Annotated in this window: 15 protein-coding genes and 1 riboswitch; of the genes, 11 read left to right on the plus strand and 4 right to left on the minus strand. The window is 49.1% G+C overall.

The window, feature by feature from the left end; genetic code table 11:
* The first annotated feature begins 53 nt into the window (after positions 1–53).
* The 3 genes from ACFQ88_RS01035 (at position 54) to ACFQ88_RS01045 (ending at position 3,469) form a co-directional block, all read left to right on the plus strand.
* On the plus strand, positions 54–491 hold the full coding sequence (locus tag ACFQ88_RS01035) for a GNAT family N-acetyltransferase (RefSeq protein ID WP_239634479.1): 438 nt from the start codon (positions 54–56) through the stop codon (positions 489–491).
* 285 nt (positions 492–776) lie between these two features.
* A complete protein-coding gene (locus ACFQ88_RS01040) occupies positions 777–2,966 on the plus strand; it encodes an ABC transporter ATP-binding protein (RefSeq protein ID WP_379451342.1) in 2,190 nt (729 codons plus the stop codon).
* Positions 2,966–3,469: a DUF1854 domain-containing protein gene (locus ACFQ88_RS01045; RefSeq protein WP_239634481.1), complete on the plus strand. Its 504-nt coding sequence runs from the start codon at positions 2,966–2,968 to the stop codon at positions 3,467–3,469. The genes ACFQ88_RS01040 and ACFQ88_RS01045 overlap by 1 nt, the downstream gene beginning before the upstream one ends.
* Positions 3,470–3,541: 72 nt before the next feature.
* Here the strand turns inward: ACFQ88_RS01045 and ACFQ88_RS01050 are convergent, their stop codons facing one another.
* Positions 3,542–5,254 (minus strand): methyl-accepting chemotaxis protein, encoded by a 1,713-nt coding sequence (locus ACFQ88_RS01050; protein WP_379451343.1) that lies wholly within the window; start codon positions 5,252–5,254, stop codon positions 3,542–3,544.
* Positions 5,255–5,334: 80 nt separating this feature from the next.
* Positions 5,335–5,418: riboswitch (cyclic di-GMP riboswitch) on the minus strand.
* A 277-nt stretch (positions 5,419–5,695) separates the two neighbouring features.
* On the opposite strand from ACFQ88_RS01050, the gene ACFQ88_RS01055 reads away from it, so the two are divergent.
* The 7 genes from ACFQ88_RS01055 to ACFQ88_RS01085 all read left to right on the plus strand — a co-directional run bounded on the left by ACFQ88_RS01055 (position 5,696) and on the right by ACFQ88_RS01085 (position 13,376).
* Positions 5,696–6,727, plus strand: coding sequence for a BMP family protein (locus tag ACFQ88_RS01055; protein ID WP_239634483.1), 1,032 nt, complete (start codon positions 5,696–5,698; stop codon positions 6,725–6,727).
* 461 nt (positions 6,728–7,188) lie between these two features.
* Entirely contained in the window at positions 7,189–7,611 is a 423-nt protein-coding gene (locus ACFQ88_RS01060; protein ID WP_239634484.1) for a VOC family protein, read from the plus strand.
* Positions 7,612–7,750: 139 nt separating this feature from the next.
* A complete protein-coding gene (locus ACFQ88_RS01065) occupies positions 7,751–8,272 on the plus strand; it encodes a DUF4241 domain-containing protein (protein WP_379451344.1) in 522 nt (173 codons plus the stop codon).
* 192 nt (positions 8,273–8,464) lie between these two features.
* Positions 8,465–10,105, plus strand: coding sequence for a helix-turn-helix domain-containing protein (locus ACFQ88_RS01070; protein ID WP_379451345.1), 1,641 nt, complete (start codon positions 8,465–8,467; stop codon positions 10,103–10,105).
* A 144-nt stretch (positions 10,106–10,249) separates the two neighbouring features.
* A complete protein-coding gene (locus tag ACFQ88_RS01075; RefSeq protein ID WP_379451346.1) occupies positions 10,250–11,230 on the plus strand; it encodes an ABC transporter substrate-binding protein in 981 nt (326 codons plus the stop codon).
* 83 nt (positions 11,231–11,313) lie between these two features.
* Positions 11,314–12,339, plus strand: coding sequence for a FecCD family ABC transporter permease (locus ACFQ88_RS01080; protein ID WP_379451347.1), 1,026 nt, complete (start codon positions 11,314–11,316; stop codon positions 12,337–12,339).
* Positions 12,336–13,376 carry a FecCD family ABC transporter permease gene (locus tag ACFQ88_RS01085; RefSeq protein WP_379451348.1) on the plus strand — a complete coding sequence of 347 codons (1,041 nt, stop codon included), beginning with the start codon at positions 12,336–12,338 and terminating at the stop codon, positions 13,374–13,376. The genes ACFQ88_RS01080 and ACFQ88_RS01085 overlap by 4 nt, the downstream gene beginning before the upstream one ends.
* A gap of 78 nt (positions 13,377–13,454) precedes the next feature.
* On the opposite strand, the gene ACFQ88_RS01090 is transcribed toward ACFQ88_RS01085, so the two are convergent.
* A complete protein-coding gene (locus ACFQ88_RS01090; protein WP_379451349.1) occupies positions 13,455–13,856 on the minus strand; it encodes a substrate-binding domain-containing protein in 402 nt (133 codons plus the stop codon).
* A 322-nt stretch (positions 13,857–14,178) separates the two neighbouring features.
* On the opposite strand from ACFQ88_RS01090, the gene ACFQ88_RS01095 reads away from it, so the two are divergent.
* Positions 14,179–14,862, plus strand: coding sequence for a DUF7002 family protein (locus tag ACFQ88_RS01095; protein WP_379451350.1), 684 nt, complete (start codon positions 14,179–14,181; stop codon positions 14,860–14,862).
* A 179-nt stretch (positions 14,863–15,041) separates the two neighbouring features.
* Here the strand turns inward: ACFQ88_RS01095 and ACFQ88_RS01100 are convergent, their stop codons facing one another.
* Positions 15,042–15,584, minus strand: coding sequence for a GNAT family N-acetyltransferase (locus ACFQ88_RS01100; RefSeq protein WP_379451351.1), 543 nt, complete (start codon positions 15,582–15,584; stop codon positions 15,042–15,044).
* Between the two features lie 70 nt (positions 15,585–15,654).
* Entirely contained in the window at positions 15,655–16,773 is a 1,119-nt protein-coding gene (locus ACFQ88_RS01105) for a helix-turn-helix domain-containing protein (RefSeq protein WP_379451352.1), read from the minus strand.
* Between the last annotated feature and the right edge of the window lie 229 nt (positions 16,774–17,002).

A 17,002-nucleotide genomic window follows, 5' to 3' on the forward strand; every position in this document is an offset into this window, starting at 1 on the left:
ACTTTTTTGGGCGTGAACGCCTTATACATCATAGTACGGGAAGGTGGTTGCGAATGAACGACGGCCCCGCAGGAGAGCTTCGAATCAGCGATGATAAATCGCTGCTGCATCTGGATACGGTGCTCGGCTTCTTATCCCGCAGCTATTGGGCGAGCAAACGGTCCAAAGGGCGGATTATGAAGTCCATCGACAATTCGATCTGTTACGGAGCCTATATCGGGGACCAGCAGGTCGCCTTTGCCCGGATCGTTACGGATGGAGCCACTATGTATTGGCTTTGCGACGTATTTGTCGATGAGCGGTACAGAGGCATGAATATTGGTAAGAAGCTGATCGAGGCGATAGTGCGGTCCGACGAGCTGAAGGATCTGATGGGAATTCTGGGTACGAAGGATGCTCACAGCCTTTATGAACAGTATGATTTTGAGTTGGATCAGGAGCGAATGATGCGAAGGATGCCAGACTTTATCCGGAACATGACTTCGTCTTGATGCTGGCTTTAACTGCTGCAGAAGAAACTTTGTGACGAATTAGGAAAATAATGGTTTACATGTCTGATAGCTTTTGGTAAAATAATCGACGGAGAACATATGTTTGTCTTCCTCGATTTTTTTTATTTTAACGGTTCTTTACCTTGGTGTTTTTTTACCATCTACCATATGATGGATAAGGTTAAAGAATCACCGCCTCTTGCTCGGTTCGTAGAACCCGCTCCCTGAAGTGACAGCCGAATCGGTAGAAGGGCAGATGCGCTCAATTAAAGGAGAGAAGAGATCATGTCCATTCTGGAAAAGCTTCCGCAAGCGATTGAGGCGAAGGTGCAGGGGAAGCCTTTGTTCACGGCGATGGCAGACGTGGATGAGAAGGGCCAGTCCGGCGAACGCTGGCTCGTCGTTACGGAGAATGCGGTAACCGTCTACCAGACGGATGGAGAATCGTTAACGAAGCTTGGAGTCGAGGAAATCACCGAGTGCCGTGTCGTCTCAGCAATCGGGGGAGGAACAGTGACCGCAGATACGATGAAGGGTCCTGTCGCTTTAGTCAGGTACACTTCCAGTTTTGCCGGGAAATTTGGATTCGCTTCCAAATTGATTAAAGCGCTTTCCGGCAAAGAGGACATTCCGGTCGCATCGGTCAAGGATTTGCCACGCCGATGTACTCAGTGCGGTACGCCTCTTCTGGAGGGAACGCAAATCTGTTCGATTTGTACCGACAAGGGGAAGGTCGCCGCACGGCTATTAAGCTACGCAAAGCCATATCGCGTCCAGATGACCGCAGCAGCGGTAATGATGATTTTGGCAACACTGATGGAGCTTGTTCCTCCCTATTTGACGAAGGTTATCGTGGATGACGTGCTTCAGCCTAAGAATATTGGTATGGCCCTGTTATGGTTCGTGCTGGGGCTAGCAGGCGCAAGGGTTATGCTGTCGCTGATGCAGACGCTGAGGGGATATGTCGGCGTATGGGTAGGCGGCAAGCTGATGGGGGATATACGGAAGGATATTTATTCTTCCTTAATGAGATTGTCGCTAGGCTTCTTCGATCGCAGGCAAACCTCGCAGTTTATCGGCAGGGTGAATAGCGATGCCGAAGCGATGAGGCAATTTTTGACCGATGGGGTCATGTGGATTTCGGGGCAAGTGCTCATGCTGGCGGCCGTCATTACGATGATGGTCAGTCTCGACTGGAAGCTGGCTATATATGCTCTCTTGCCTACGCCGCTGATTGTATTCACATCCATGATCATTTGGCCGACGATCCGCTCCCGCTGGTATCGTCATTGGCGGGCGATCAACCGCCTGAATATGCTCGTAGGCGACGCTCTTCAAGGTATTCGTGTCGTAAAGGCCTTCGGCCAAGAGCCTACGGAGATGTCGCGGTACGGCGATGCCAACAAGGAGCTTGTCGTGCAAAATATTCGTGCCGACGGCATGTGGCAAGGGGTATTCCCGCTGTTCGCGCTAATATCCACATCCGGCGCTATTCTCGTCTGGTATTTCGGGGGCTGGATGGTGCTGCGGGACGAAATATCGCTCGGTACACTGATGGCCTTTTCCGCTTATCTCGGCATGCTGTTCGGACCGCTGCAATGGTTCAGCCAGGCGCTGAACTGGACCAGCCGAGCGATGGCTGCCGCCGACCGCGTATTCGAAATTATGGACACTCCGTCCGATGTGCCGGACGATCTGGAGCCGGTATCGATGGACTGGGTTGAAGGACGCGTCGTGCTGAACCAGGTATCCTATGGATACGAAGCGCATCATCCCGTATTGAAGAATATCGACTTGAACGTCGCTCCGGGAGAGATGATCGGACTGGTGGGGCATTCCGGAGCGGGGAAATCGACGCTGATCAATATGATCTGCCGGTTTTACGATCCGAATCAAGGCACCATTACCATAGACGGCGTGCCGTTGAAGAAGATCAAGCAGGAGGATCTTCGCAAGAAGATCGGCGTCGTGCTGCAGGAAACATTCCTGTTCGACGGGACGATTACCGAGAACATCGCTTATTCCAAGCCGGACGCTACGCCGGAAGAAATCATGAGGGCGGCGAAGATCGCCAACGCCCATGATTTCATCGTCAGGCTGCCGGACGGTTACGACACGAAGGTCGGCGAGCGGGGCCATCGGCTCTCGGGAGGGGAGAAGCAGCGGATTGCGATCGCGAGAGCTATCGTTCACGATCCCCGCATCTTGATCCTTGACGAGGCTACGGCTTCCGTAGATACGGAGACGGAGCGGCAAATTCAGGAGGCGATATCCCGACTGGTCAAAGGGAGAACGACATTCGCTATCGCTCACCGATTGTCTACGCTGCGCAATGCGGATAGACTCGTCGTGCTGGATAAAGGACAAATTGTCGAGATCGGAACCCACGAGCAGCTGCTGGATAAACAAGGCGCTTACTTTAAGCTGGTGGAAGCACAGCGTGAGCTGTCCAAGATCAAGGGGGTGCAGAGCTAATGCGCGAGCGCGATCCATATGAGATTGTGTTACTCGACAGCCACAACGTGTGGCTGGGACGCAGTCCGGGAGGCGTACTTCAAGCCGTTATCGAAGGTGTGGAGTATCCGGAGGTGCTCCTATACCGGACGTACCCCTTCTCCAAACCGACGGAATATATCTCGGTCCGCAACCCGAAGGAGGAGGAGATCGGGATTATCCGCAGCCTTCAAGAGCTCGAACTAGCGAGCAGGGAGGAAGCGGAGAGGGAGCTCAATCTAAGGTATTTGATTCCGAGAATTACTCATATCGAGAAAATTCAGCAGAAGCCGGCTCTATGGATATGGAAAGTGGAGACGACGCTGGGGCCGATGACATTAGCGCTGAGGAATTTGCACGAGCACTTGCAATCCCCGGCACCCGGCAGATATTTGATATCCGATATCGAGGGCAGACGATGCGAGATCGTAGACATTAACGCGATGGATGCACATAGCCGTAAGCAGTGGAACAAGATCTTGTAATAGCGAAAGACCGCCGTTGGTTCATTCCAACGGCGGTCTTCTGTTTTACAGCCTCCGGTAAACGGGGGGCTATCAGCTTTTAAAACGCAAGGTGATTTCATGCAGCTCTTGGGCCATCCGTGTCAAGGCGTTGACGGATTCCGCTATTTCTTCCATAGTAGCCAATTGTTCTTCCGAAGCTGCTGCTACGCTCTCCGTCTTGGAGAAGGCGGCTTCCGTAATGCTGCTCATGTCGTGGAGCGAAGCGGTAATTTCCTCGGTGCCTGCCGACATTTCCTCGGAAGCGGCAGAAACCTCCTGCATCTGATAAGCGACCTGCTGTACAGCGTTCAATATGTTGCGGAACGCTTCGCCGGCTTCCTGCATGATCACGGTGCCTTGCTCGACTTCTCGGCTGCCTTTTTCCATGGCGATCACCGCGGAGCGAGTCTCGCCTTGAATTTGCTGGATGATCTCCGCTATCTGTTCCGCCGATTGTCTCGACTGCTCCGCCAGCTTCCGGACCTCGTCGGCTACGACGACAAAGCCTCTTCCGTGCTCGCCGGCCCGAGCGGCTTCAATCGCGGCATTCAATGCAAGCAAATTCGTCTGCATCGAAATATCGGTAATTACATCGACGATTTGACCGATTTCATTGGAACGTGTGCCCAATTGATTGACAACCTTGGATGAATCATTGACCGACTCGCGGATTAAGTCCATTTGGGACATTGCTTTCTGAATCGAAATATTGCCTTCTTCAGCTTCTTTGGAAGCCTCCATGGACATGGCTGATACATTGCCCGAGAATTCTGCAATCCGGTTAATACCGGTCGCCATCTCTTCCATAGCTCGTACGCTTTCGGTAGTGCTCTGCAGCTGCTGATCCGCGCCTCCGGCAATGTCCTGAATGGCCGCAACAACGTGATGAGTAGTCTGGGTGGATTGTTCGGAGCTCGCTGCCAATTGCTCCGAGCTTGCGGACAAGTTTTGCGACTCAAGGACGATCTTCGCGATGATTTCTCTCAAGCTTCCGATCATTCCATTGAAATCCTTCGAGAGAAGACCGATTTCGTCTTTGGATTGGTATGCAGCGTTTACGGTTAAATCCCCGTCCTGCGCTTTGGCCATCAATTGCTGGATGCTGCGGACAGGTCTTGTGATCATATTGGCAATGCCATATCCGATCAAGGAGCATAAAACGACGGCTAGCAGCGTTGCGATAACGATGATGGAGGTAGCCATCTTGGAGCTTTCAATGCTTTTCTCGTAAAAGACTTTTGCGTCTTCTTCGTTGAACTTAACAACGTTCTCCAGGCTCTTGATCATTTCCGCACGAATCGGCTTGAACGAATTCACATACTCTTTATGCGCCGCTTCTTTCTGATTGGCAACTGCCAAGTCGTCGACTTTCTTCTTCGCTTCGTTGTTTTTCGGGATTAAGTCGATGAAGTTTTTGTACTGCTCTTGTGCCCTCGGAGATAATGTAATCTGCTCGAGCGTTTTTCGAGTCGCCTGATTTTTGTCGCGAGTCTGGACTATTTGATCTTGGATTTGCTTAATGATCGCTTCGTCTTTGGCCAGCAGCAATTCAAGCTGCAATGAATCCATTTGCGAATTTCCGAACAGCAGTCCCTCAACGAGACTGTTCGGGATTAAAGTTTCCTCGTACATAGCACGGGCATTGCTAGCCATTTTGTCCATAACAAGATAGCCTGTAATGCCGATAATGAGCAGGAACACAATGGAAAGTCCAAGCATTCCCCCAATTTTCGTTTTGATTCGCAAATTTCGGATATACTTCATGCTCCAAGCATCCCCCACCTGAGATAATGTGAAATAAAAAAAGTCCACCCCCAAAAAAAGGGATGGACGCCCCCCCAATTTTCGGTGGCCCGGCTGCCATAGATCAAATCCTTAGGCCCGTAGCTTTGCGTCCTTCTCTTTCGAGAAGTTTGCCTTTATCGTAATTCCGGGTGTATCTTTTTGCCAAAGTATAATATAGCATTTTGAAAAAAACAAGACCTCTTTACTAAAACTAAATACTTACTTTGCGTACCGGAATGTCGGAATTTAGTGCGTTTGTCATGGATGATTTTGCAGGAATAGGTCTGTAGGCGGCGCCACTACACGAATTTTGGATTTATTCCCCATATTTCTTTTCGGCATAATTTGACAAAAAATGAAGTCTAGTTTATTCTCTGATTTGTCCGGACAAAACTACTAATTGGAAACGAGGGGTACATCTTGAGAAAACTTCTTTCGAAATTGGCTTTGTCGAGCTTGGCGATGGCACTTGTATTTTCATCCGGTTTGTCTACTGCAGAAGCTAGCAAGGACCCGTCACACACCAATAATAAAAAAGCAAAAGTCGCCTTGTTGATTCCAGGTTCCTCCAAGGACGGCGGTTTTATGGAATCCGCTTATACCGGTTTGAAGAAGGCGGAAAAGGATTTCAGAATCAAAGCGACGTTTGTGGAAAATATCCCGCATGATACAGCTAAAATTGCGGATGAGCTGAGAAAACTGGCTAAGAAAAAGCCGGATATGATCATTGCCCATGCAGGACAAAGCTCGGAAGCTGTGAAGCTGGTAGCCAAAGAATATCCAAAAATTAAATTTGTTAACACTCAAACGAATTTGACCGGCGATAACCTGTCCAGCTATCAGGTGAAGCAGGAAGAATCCGCATGGCTTGCGGGCGCTGCGGCAGGATTGTTGACCAAAACAAACGTGGTTTCGCATATTTCCGGTGCACGCGTAGGCCCTGGTCTGTTGGGACGCGCAGCCTATGCCGACGGTGTGAAATACACAAACCCTAACGCAAAGCTGCTCACTACGTTTACAGGCAATCAGGAAGATGCCCCTCTGGCGAAACGAGTTGCGCAAGCTCAAATTAACGCAGGATCGGATATGATCTTCACAATGCTGAATACGGCTCGTTCCGGTGTTACGGAGGCAGCTCGCGAGAATGGCGTATATCAATTCGCTAACGTTCGCGATTACTATGCCGATGCTCCAGATGTGTTCATCGGATCTGCTATTTCGGACGCCAGCTTGACGGTTTACGGAGCGATTAAAGATTTGACCGAGGGAACCTGGAAGCCGAATACCGTGAAAAAAATCGGACTTGAGAATCCGGATGCCGTTCGGCTTGCTCTGTCACCTAATGTTCCACAAGACGTGAAGGATAAAATCGCTGCGTTCGCAGAAAAAATCAAATCCGGCGAGATTGTTATTCCTTCGGATTATACAGGACCTGAATTTACGAATTATTAAGCCTGGACTCGGGCAGTGATACTATTATAGATTCAGAGTTCGGAGAATGAGTTTAAGCACTTCTTTGCTCCCAAGGGGCAGAGAAGTGCTTTTTTTCCTTAGTATGGATAAGTACCTAATTCGGCATCGGGCCGATAATGACAGATTGCGTGATAGGTGTGAACGCCTCTTTCACTTTCGTTTCGTGTCCACACATTGGCAGGGTCAGGCGCAACATGTCGGAGCCAAGAATGACCTCCGGAACGGGAGTTTCGAAAATAGCGAGTTTAGGTGCGTATAATCCTATTCCAATTTATGGAATGAATTGCGTTCAACGAGGGGGACTTGGATCATTCAGGTGGACTTGGTAGAGGTTGTTTTGTTAATTTTGCATGAATAATAGCCTGTCTATATGTACATACAGTATACTGAGTCATAGAGGTGTCCTTGATCGGCACCATCTTATTGAAAGGGTGATATGCATGTCAGTTGATGTTTATGTTAACTTTAATGGGAACTGTCGCGAAGCCGTGGAATTTTACGCAGAAGCATTTGGTTCGGAGAAGCCGAAGATGATGACATTCGGAGAGGCTCCTCCTAATCCGGAATATCCTCTCCCGGAGGAAGCGAAGAACCTGATCATGCATACGCGCCTTACCATTAGCGGCAGCAATGTCATGTTCTCGGATGTATTCCCCGGCATGCCTTTCACTGCAGGAAACAACATCAGCCTTTCCGTAGTTTCAGAAAGCAAGGAAGAGATCGAGTCCGCATTCAGCAAGCTGAAGGAAGGCGGAACGGTGATCATGGAGTTGCAAGAAACCTTTTGGAGCAAAAGTTACGGCAGCCTGACGGACAAGTTCGGAATTATATGGCAGTTCAATCTCGGAATGGGCGGAATGTAAACTGCCACCCTTAAGTGCTGCAGATACAACACCCAGCTTGGCTGAAGTAGCCAGGCTTTTTTTCGTTGATATGTTGATTCCATTCGGATTACAATGGATTCATATAGTAGATATGAGAGATAATCGGAGGAGTAACGGGATGATTCGTTTGGGAAGCTTTGAAGTAGGTTCCGGATCCTTAATCGTTTCGGATCCATGCTACGATCACAATGTGACGGCGATGATCCGAGGAGTTATTGATCAAGTTCTGAATGGAACCTGGATCGGTTATGTAGAGAAGCAGGACGTTAGAGATTGGGGCGAAGCTTGTTCGAGGCTAGTGGCTTGCCACGCTTCCTTCGATGAACGAAAGGACGACCTGCACTGGATGAAATGCAGCTTTATCGTTGGTGTAGATAGCGGTCAAGCCGGAATCTTCGATATCGCCAAGTATAGAATCCCTGACGTTGAAGGTCAGGATCAAGCTGCTTCGGAAGATAGCGAATGGTACCAGACTTGCTGCGATATAACGGAGAGCGCGGTGGAAGCCGGGGTCATGGACGGTGGCGTCGTTTCCCGTACAGGCATGGGGGACGGGGCGTATGGAGCGTACTTGGCTGTGAATGAAAGCAATCAGGTTATCGGTGTGAAGATTATATTTATTAGATGCTCTGAAGTGTAGAGCAGCTTTCTTACAACAGCATAGGTTTAATTAGATAACCCGGATGGAAGGTGTAGCTGATATAACTTAACCTTCTTCCGGGCTATTTGCGTGTGCTTTTTAATTGATAGTGAGAATCGTTATCATTATAATAAGTTTATATGATGCCTATGAATACTTGCAACACAACTTTCAGCGAAAGGATAAGTGCGCATGGAGAACAGCTTAGACTATGCAAAGCAGCTCGCCAGTTATTCGTATAAATTGGAAAACGTCCAGCACTTGACTTTGAATGAAGCGTATTTTCAGCAGGATTCCTCTTTGAACGGGATGCTGATTTTCCTGGAGGGAGAAGGGGACCTGACGATGGACGGGAGAAGCTACCCGCTGCGGCAGCAGAAAGTATTTTTACTCTCCCCCAATTCTGACGCAAAACTAAGCGTCCCCCTCAGCCGGCGGGCGGACTACTATTACATCCAATTTTATGTGCTGCAGGCTGCGGATAGAGGACTGTTCGTACCTATAGATATGAATGCTCCCTACGAGGTGTATCCTCCTCATTTTCATATACTGATCGATAAAGTCCAGGAGATGGACACTTGCAATCATAGCTCCGACAGCTGGGAGAACATGAAAGCGGCTATGCTGCTGCAAGAGCTGATTGTCATCTTATTCAAAGAATCCGTTGCAAAAGAAAAGCGGGAGTCGAGCGAGGCCATACCGCTAACCTTGGAGTATATGGAGCGGAACTACCCGCTGGCCATTACCCGGGAGAAGCTGGCGGAAATCGCGGGATTGAATGCGGACTATTTCTCAAGGGCTTTCAAGAAACAGTTCCATAAGAGCCCCATGGAGTATTTGAATGAAATCAGGATCAATCAAGCCAAGCAGCTGCTGGTGCAGTCCGGTGAATCGCTCAGGTCTATTGCCCAGAGCGTCGGCTTCAGTGATGAATATTATTTCAGCCGGAAATTTAAAGAAGAAATCGGCTGTTCCCCGAGATCCTACAGTAAAAAAATGAAAGAAACGTACAAGATCGCATCGTTAAATCATCAAACGACAGGCCATTTGATTGCGCTAGGCATTGTGCCTTACGCCGCTGTCATCAATCATGCCTATCCTGTTACATCACGGCTTCGCAACACGATTGCGCTCGGCCGCACTGCGCCTGACCTGGATAGACTGGTGACGTCCAATCCCGACATCATCGTAATGAGCGGTACCCGTCAAGCGGTTCCATCGCCGAATGAGAGATTAATGCTGCAAATCGCCCCGACCATTACTCTGCAGTATGGCCTCGAATGGCGGGCGCATTTTTTGAGTGTGGCCAAGCTTGTCAATAAAGAGTCGGAAGCAATTCGTTGGCTGGAGAAGTATGAAAGTAAAGCATCCATGATACGAAGCTCGATTCGCAGCCGAATCGGCGACGAACCGATACTGATTCTCGGGGTCGGAGAGGGCACATTGTGCGTGTACGGCCACAGGAACTTAGGGTCCGTGCTGTACGGAGATTTGCAGATGACGGCTCCAGAAGGCGTGCGCGGTATAACCCACTTCATGGAGGTTTTGCCGGAGCATTTGCACAAATTTGAGGCGGCGCGAATTCTTGTAACGAGCTTTAGGCACAACGGAACCGCCCATATGGACCAAATGATCCGCCATGAAGTAAAAGCGCTCTATGCCAACCCTCACTGGCTTGATCTCAAAGCTGTCAGAAATAAAAGGGTCTACGGCATGTATGATAGCCATCATTTGTACACGAGCTATAATCCGCTATCGCATCAGTTATTTTTGGACAAGGTTCATCAATTGCTGATGTCGGAGTCAGCGGATCCTCTCCTTTTAATGAGATAAACAGCGTGATCTTCCATCGCCAATGACGTCGGAATTATACAAAAAAGTGGTCGTAATTATCCATGTTCATTGCGAGCCACATTCGTATAATAGGAATGAGAATCATTATCATCATTGGTGTTCAGAGAAGGGGAGGAAAGAAACATGGTACGGCCCAACAGAATATCTCTTATATTGGCGGTGACGCTGCTTATTGCCTTCGTTATCGCCGGTTGTCAAGGGCAACAGCAGGCAGGAGCAGGAACGGCTCCTCAGCCGGCAAAAGGAGCGGATACGCCGAATCAAAGCGTCCGACTCGTGAAGCATGTTATGGGGACTACCGAAATTAAAGGTACGCCGCAAAAGGTTGTCACGCTGTTTCAAGGAGCTACAGACGCTGCACTTGCACTTAAGGTGAAGCCTGTAGGTGCGGTGGAAGCATGGATTGAGCAGCCTTGGTACAATTACATAAAGGCGAAGATGGAAGGCGTAACGAATTTGGGCTCAGAAAACCAGCCGGACCTGGAGAAATTGGTTGCTCTTCAACCGGATTTGATTATCGGCGCCAAAACGCGTCACGAGAAGATCTATAACCAATTGTCGGCTATTGCACCGACGGTTATGCTGGACGAGGTACATATATGGAAGGATACGCTGAAAGTATCGGCGGAAGCGTTAAACAAGCAGGAGGAGGAGAAAGCGTTCCTTGCCGAATGGTCGCGTAAAGTAGCCGATTTCAAAGGGAAGATGGGGGATAAGCTCAAATTGGAAGCGGGAATCGTTGATTTCCGGGTCGATCATGCACGGATTGTGTATACCGGCTTCTCCGCTCTAGTACTGGAAGAGCTAGGCATTCCACGTCCTGCCGGCCAGAGGGGGACGGAGTGGGGCGTACAGCTCACCTCCAAGGAAAATATTCCGAAAATGGATGCCGACATTATCTTCGATCAGACAAGCACGACGAGAAATGACGGCCGACTCGATTTGCGAAAGGCGTGGAGCGAGCATCCGTTGTGGAGTCATTTGAAAGCCGTTCAAAACAAACGGGTATTCGAGGTGGATGCGGCCGTATGGAATAATGGCTCCGGTCCATTGGCAGCGGTAGAAATGGTAGATGATCTCTATGGATTCTATGGGTTGAAATAATATCGTATCATCCGGAGGGCTGTTGATCCATGGGGTCAACAGCCCCGGTGAGTTTGCCGCAAAATTGAAAGAGGAGGAGCATCGTGAGACCATTGCTGCACCAGACACCACTGAAAACCATCGGTTTGGTGTTCGGATTTCTTCTTTTCATCGTATCCTTTATCCTAAGCATCGTCCTAGGGACGACAGACATCGGCTTCCTAGAGGCAATGGATGCATTCATCCATTATGATCCAAAATCGGACGAGCACGTAATCATCCTGACGACACGGCTTCCGCGTGCGTTATTCGCTACCATGATCGGAGGGAATTTGGCGATAGCTGGCGCTCTGATGCAAGCGTTGACCCGCAACCCGCTGGCTTCTCCAAGTATTTTCGGTATCAACGCGGGGGCTGTTTTTTTTGTCGTAATGGCTTTAACTTTTCTTCCCATTGCCTCATTGGATCAATTGATCTGGGTTGCTTTTATTGGTGCAGGCATCGCTGCCATAGCCGTGTACTTCCTTGGTTCTCTTGGAAGGGACGGATTAACTCCAATGAAGATTGTATTGGCCGGCTCCGCTATGACGGCTTTGTTCTCCTCGTTTACCCAGGGCATGCTGGTGCTCAATGAATCCGGGCTGCAAAACGTCATGTTCTGGTTAGCCGGTTCCGTTGCTGGCAAATCGGCGGAGGGCTTGGCTCCGGTCTTGCCTTATATGCTGTTCGCGGGTATAGCGGCATTGGTTATGGCACACCATGTCAACATTCTGGCCTCCGGGGAAGATATCGCCAAAGGACTGGGGCAGCGAACGGGACTCATGAAAATGGCCATAGCGGTGACGGTCGTCTTATTGGCGGGAAGCTCCGTGGCCGTAGCCGGATCGATCGGCTTTGTCGGGCTGGTCATTCCGCATATCGCCAGATTCCTCGTAGGCGTCGATTACCGTTGGATCATTCCGTATAGCGCCATCCTGGGTGCCATCCTGCTGCTGCTGGCCGATATTGTGGCCCGTTTTGTCATTATGCCAGGGGAGCTGCCGATAGGGGTCATGACAGCTATTATCGGAGGACCATTCTTTATTTACTTCGCTCGGAAGGGGATTCGCTCGAAAGGGGTTTCGCAATGAAGCAGCTGCTTGCAATAAGAAGCAAGAAGGGGACAGTCTCCTTTCTAATCCAAACCAAAACGGTGATAGTGATCGCGGTACTATTGATTCTGATCTTCGCTTGTTTTGTCCTTAGTACCGGGCTCGGCAACAAATTCACTTCTCCCGTTCAGGTGCTTCAAACGATACTGGGACAAGGGACGCCACAAAACGCGTTAATTATCGGGACGCTGAGACTTCCGCGGATCATTGCCGCCGTGCTCGTCGGAGCGGCTTTGGGAGTATCCGGCGCCATTCTTCAAGGTATTATCCGCAATCCGCTTGCTTCGCCCGATGTGATTGGGATAACGGGAGGAGCGTCATTCGCGGCCGTTGCCTTTATTACTTTTTTTGCAGGCACAGTTAGTATTCAGTGGTTGCCGTTGGCAGCGTTTGTGGGGGCAGGTCTGGTCTCCATCATTATTTATTTGTTGGCTTGGAATAAAGGGGTTACTCCGACGAGATTGGTACTGGTCGGTATAGGGATCTCGGCAATCATGAGCTCTTTGACGATGCTAATGCTCGTTTTAAGCCCCATTAAAGCAGCTGGACGGGCTTTTGTGTGGCTGACCGGCAGCATTTACGGGACATCATGGGAAAATGTATACGCTATGCTGCCATGGGTCATCATTTTCATTCCATTAGCGCTATACTACTCCAGACTTGTCGATATTCAGGCTCTGGGAGACGATCTCGCGAGAGGATTGGGAGCCCCGGTCCAGCTTCACCGCTGCATGCTGCTGCTGGTCAGCGTAGCATTGGCCGGATCGGCGGTTGCTATTGCCGGAGCGATCGGATTTATCGGGTTAATTGCCCCGCATATCGCTAGAAAGCTCGTAAGCTCTACGTTTGTAGACTTGATACCGGTTTCGGCTTTAATCGGCAGCCTGTTGCTCTTGATAGCCGACACGGTGGGCAGAACCGTGTTTCTTCCGCTTGATATACCGGCAGGCGTGTTCACGGCAGGTATCGGCGCACCGTTCTTTATATTTCTATTGTTTAAAAATCGGAATAAATAATGCGTCGTGCTCAGCTTCCTCTGAATAAGAAAAGCCGATCGGATCCAATAAGGGTCCGGCCGGCTTTTGCGTTTTCTTTTATTTTAACTGACCGCTTGTAAACAGCTGGTTCATATAGTCCAGCCCTTTCCATTGTCCCATGGCAAGCGGCCCGAGAATTTCCGTATCGACAACGAACATCTTCTTGTTTTTTACTGCGTCAAGCGAGTTCCAGACGAGATCCTTGGCTATATCCTCAAGCGTGATTTCGCTGACGTGAGTATAATCCTTCCCGATAAAAAGGTACTCAGGATTCAGCTTACTGATTCCTTCCAGTGTTCTTTCGCCTACATTTTGCATGCCCTCGAACGGCTTGAACCCGAGCTTCTCGTAGTAGAGCGACATTCTGGAGCCGCTCCAGTAGGTGAACCCCTTTTTCCACGGCATAATAAATAAGGCTGTTTTTCCTTTTGCTCCGGATTTCTCCATCATTGCGGCCATTTCAGACTGCTTCTGCAGGAATTGACGTATATACTCCTCGGCGGATGAAACGTGCTTCGCACCGGAAGAACGGCTTTAAAAACACCGGCGACAGAAATAAGCCTGCCCGTATATTGTCCTGCCAACGCATTAATGTCGATCATGAATAACACCTCTTTTTCGTAGGGTGTACCGTGTTCTTGTATGCTGAGAACGATTATCGCTAGTGAACAGCATTCTACTTGAAGAAGGAGGTTTATTCAATGACCCAGTGTCATTTCCGGTATAATGGTTATGCTAGTTGGGTAATTAAGTGACGATTATGGTTGGAAGGAGCGGTCGGATGAGGGATGCGATTGTAGCGGAAATAACAAAGGGGAGGACGAGAAAATGTCTGTATCACTTCACAAGAGCCAAGAATTTGCCGATCATTGACCGGTTCGACGCTTTGTTCTCCAGTTATGCATTGTGCCCTGAAAATGCCGGTGAGCGCCGAACCGAGGTTAAACTAGTGAACTATCGCGGTTTTGAGGTTACTCTCAATTCGCATCTGCGAATTCCCGAATCGATGATAGATGCTTCCGTCACACTGGAGCAGTTTCGTGCCAGCTTGGACCGGCATGTTTTTTTCTGGCCGACCATTAGAGACTGCCGGAAAATGATCGAGACTTATCAACGCAGAGAGCCGGAGGAAGAGTTCGCCGTTCTGGAATTTGATGCGTATTCTCTAATGCTGGAGAATGGATCCTCTGTGAAGCTGTCCAAATACGATTCAGGAAGCGCCCCGAGATTTCCGGCGAGCTGCACGTATAAGAAAAGTCCGTCGATGTTTCTGCCATTGGACAGCTTCAGGAAAGTGGTGAATCATACGGTGCCAGCGAAGCCGTCCGAAATTAAAGAGGTACTAATTGAAGAACAAGTACATCCCATATCCGACTATTTACGCGCTGTATACATCCAACATCGCCATGCAGTTCCTGAACGTTGGAGCCATCTGACGAGAGCGCTGGCTGAGCTGATGACTTAACGCAATAGCCTAAGGATTCTTAGAGAGCAGTTCGATTAATTGGTCGAGCTTCTGATTGGTTAGCATCTGCTCCTCTACAAGCCTCGAATTGGAAGGGTTTGAAGCTTCGATAGAATACTTGTTGGCAATGACACACGATCCAAGCAAAATGCAAATGCCTAGAAACACAAGGGAGCCTTTTAAGGTAAAAGTAGATTTATCAGGCGGTTGTTGTAGCATAGCATCTCCTTACTATAGTTTATATTCCAAAAAAGAAGTAGGGTATTTGCCGACATCAGCCGTTCGTTTACTTTTAGAAAGCCTTGTCTAGTATAAAATGAAACTAAGGCCGGCCTGTCCGCGGCGCAGTCGAGCTTTACATAGCGTTTATTCGCTTGCTTGGCCTCCAGCTTCGCCCAATCTATCATCGCTTGGGATAATCCGGTTTGGGCAAAGCTTCTGCGGACGCACAGCTTATGAAGATATAGAGCTTCGCCGGGCGGGTCCTCAGGCCACATAACGGCATCTGCTTCCTGAAGGATCATGACGGCAGCGGGTTCACCGTCGTAATAGCCTATCATCATTTCATGCATACGATGATTCTTCATTAGCTTCTCCGCGGCTACTTGCTCTTCGCTCCACATGGTCATTCCGCGTTCGGCCAACCAACGAGCTCCTTCCAAGAGGATGGAGGAGAAGAGAGGCAGCTCGTCTTCTTGGATGGCTCGGATCGTTACTTCCATGACTAACCTCCTTCATTCAGTTATTCGAATACGCCTCGCACGAAGTGACGGTTCCTTATTTTACCATTTGTTAATGGAATTTGCGATAATCCGAAGGGCTGGTGCCTTCGAGTTTATGGAACACGCGGCCGAAATAGCCGGCATCATCGAATCCGACGTAGCTTGCAATCCATCCGATAGAAGAAGGGGATGTCTTTAACAGCACCTTCGCTTCTTCGATTCGCTGCTTTTGCTGAAAATCCGTGAGCGTCATTCCGGTTTCCTTCTTAAATTGTCTGGATAGATGGGTCGGATGGACAGCGCATATGGAGGCGAGATGCTGTAAATTCAGCGGCTTGCTGAAATGAACGGTCAAATATTCCGCGGCTTTTTGCACCACAAGCGAAAATCCGTATTTGGCGCGGTCGCGTACCAAATCGCAGTATTCGTCAACCATAACGTCCATTAAACCCGTTAGGGAATGGATGGTATCGAATCTTTCGATTTGCTTGGCGAATTTCTCGGATATTTGATGAAGGAAGAAGGGCTGAACCTTTCCTCTCTCCGCCGAGATTCGAAACAGAGTATTTAATATAATGAGCGAGTTTCTCATCGTTCGTATCGGCTGATTGGGGAAACGCTCGGAGAAATCGTACAGATTGCTAATTTTGGCATGCAGCTTTCTGAAAGCTTCTTTATCCCCGGTTTCCACCGCGCGCATCATTTCTTTTTCCATTTTGTAGCGAACATCGATGATCAGCGTGCTTTCTTCGTCGGTTTGCTCCAAAATACGCTCGACATTCGTTTTGGCAGATCCCCGCGCTGTCTGAGGAGTCGTCTCCACATACCGGAAGGAAGCCTGCCGGAAGGTCCCTGCGTGCTCCAGTATGTTCACGATACTATGCATTTTGGAGGTATTGATCAGCTTCAATCCCCGATAAAATTCCTCCAGCTCCATATGCTTTCTTTGCTCCATGCCGGTATGCGAGTTCACGTCCGGTGTTTGAATTAAGAAAGGACCGAGAATGAGTACCTTTGCATCCGCTTCGTCCTCCATTTCAAATCGGCGGGACAAATAAGATAATCCCCATTCGTTAGTCAGCATTACACATTGTTCCGGATCCTCGTTCGCTTCGCGGCACAGCTTCATCCAATCGTGCTGCTGCTCCTTGAGCAAAAACTCCGGTAAATGATCACGGATATGAGCCATCAGTACTTTTCCTTGTAAATCCAAGAGGCATGTATTGATATCGGTTAATTGAAAAAAGGTTATACATACGGTAGTTAGAGGAAGCGAGATCGTCGCCATTTCCGTTCATCATCCTTAATTTCTGTTATTGTAGTCCTATTAATGCAAATGGAATCCTACGACAGGTGGAGCAACCTTAGTATAATACTTTATGTAAGTGCTTACAACACAATCGTTCGAGAAAGGGTGT

Source organism: Paenibacillus sp. NPDC056579 (genome assembly GCF_042793215.1).
Classification (GTDB): Bacteria; Bacillota; Bacilli; order Paenibacillales; family NBRC-103111; genus Paenibacillus_S.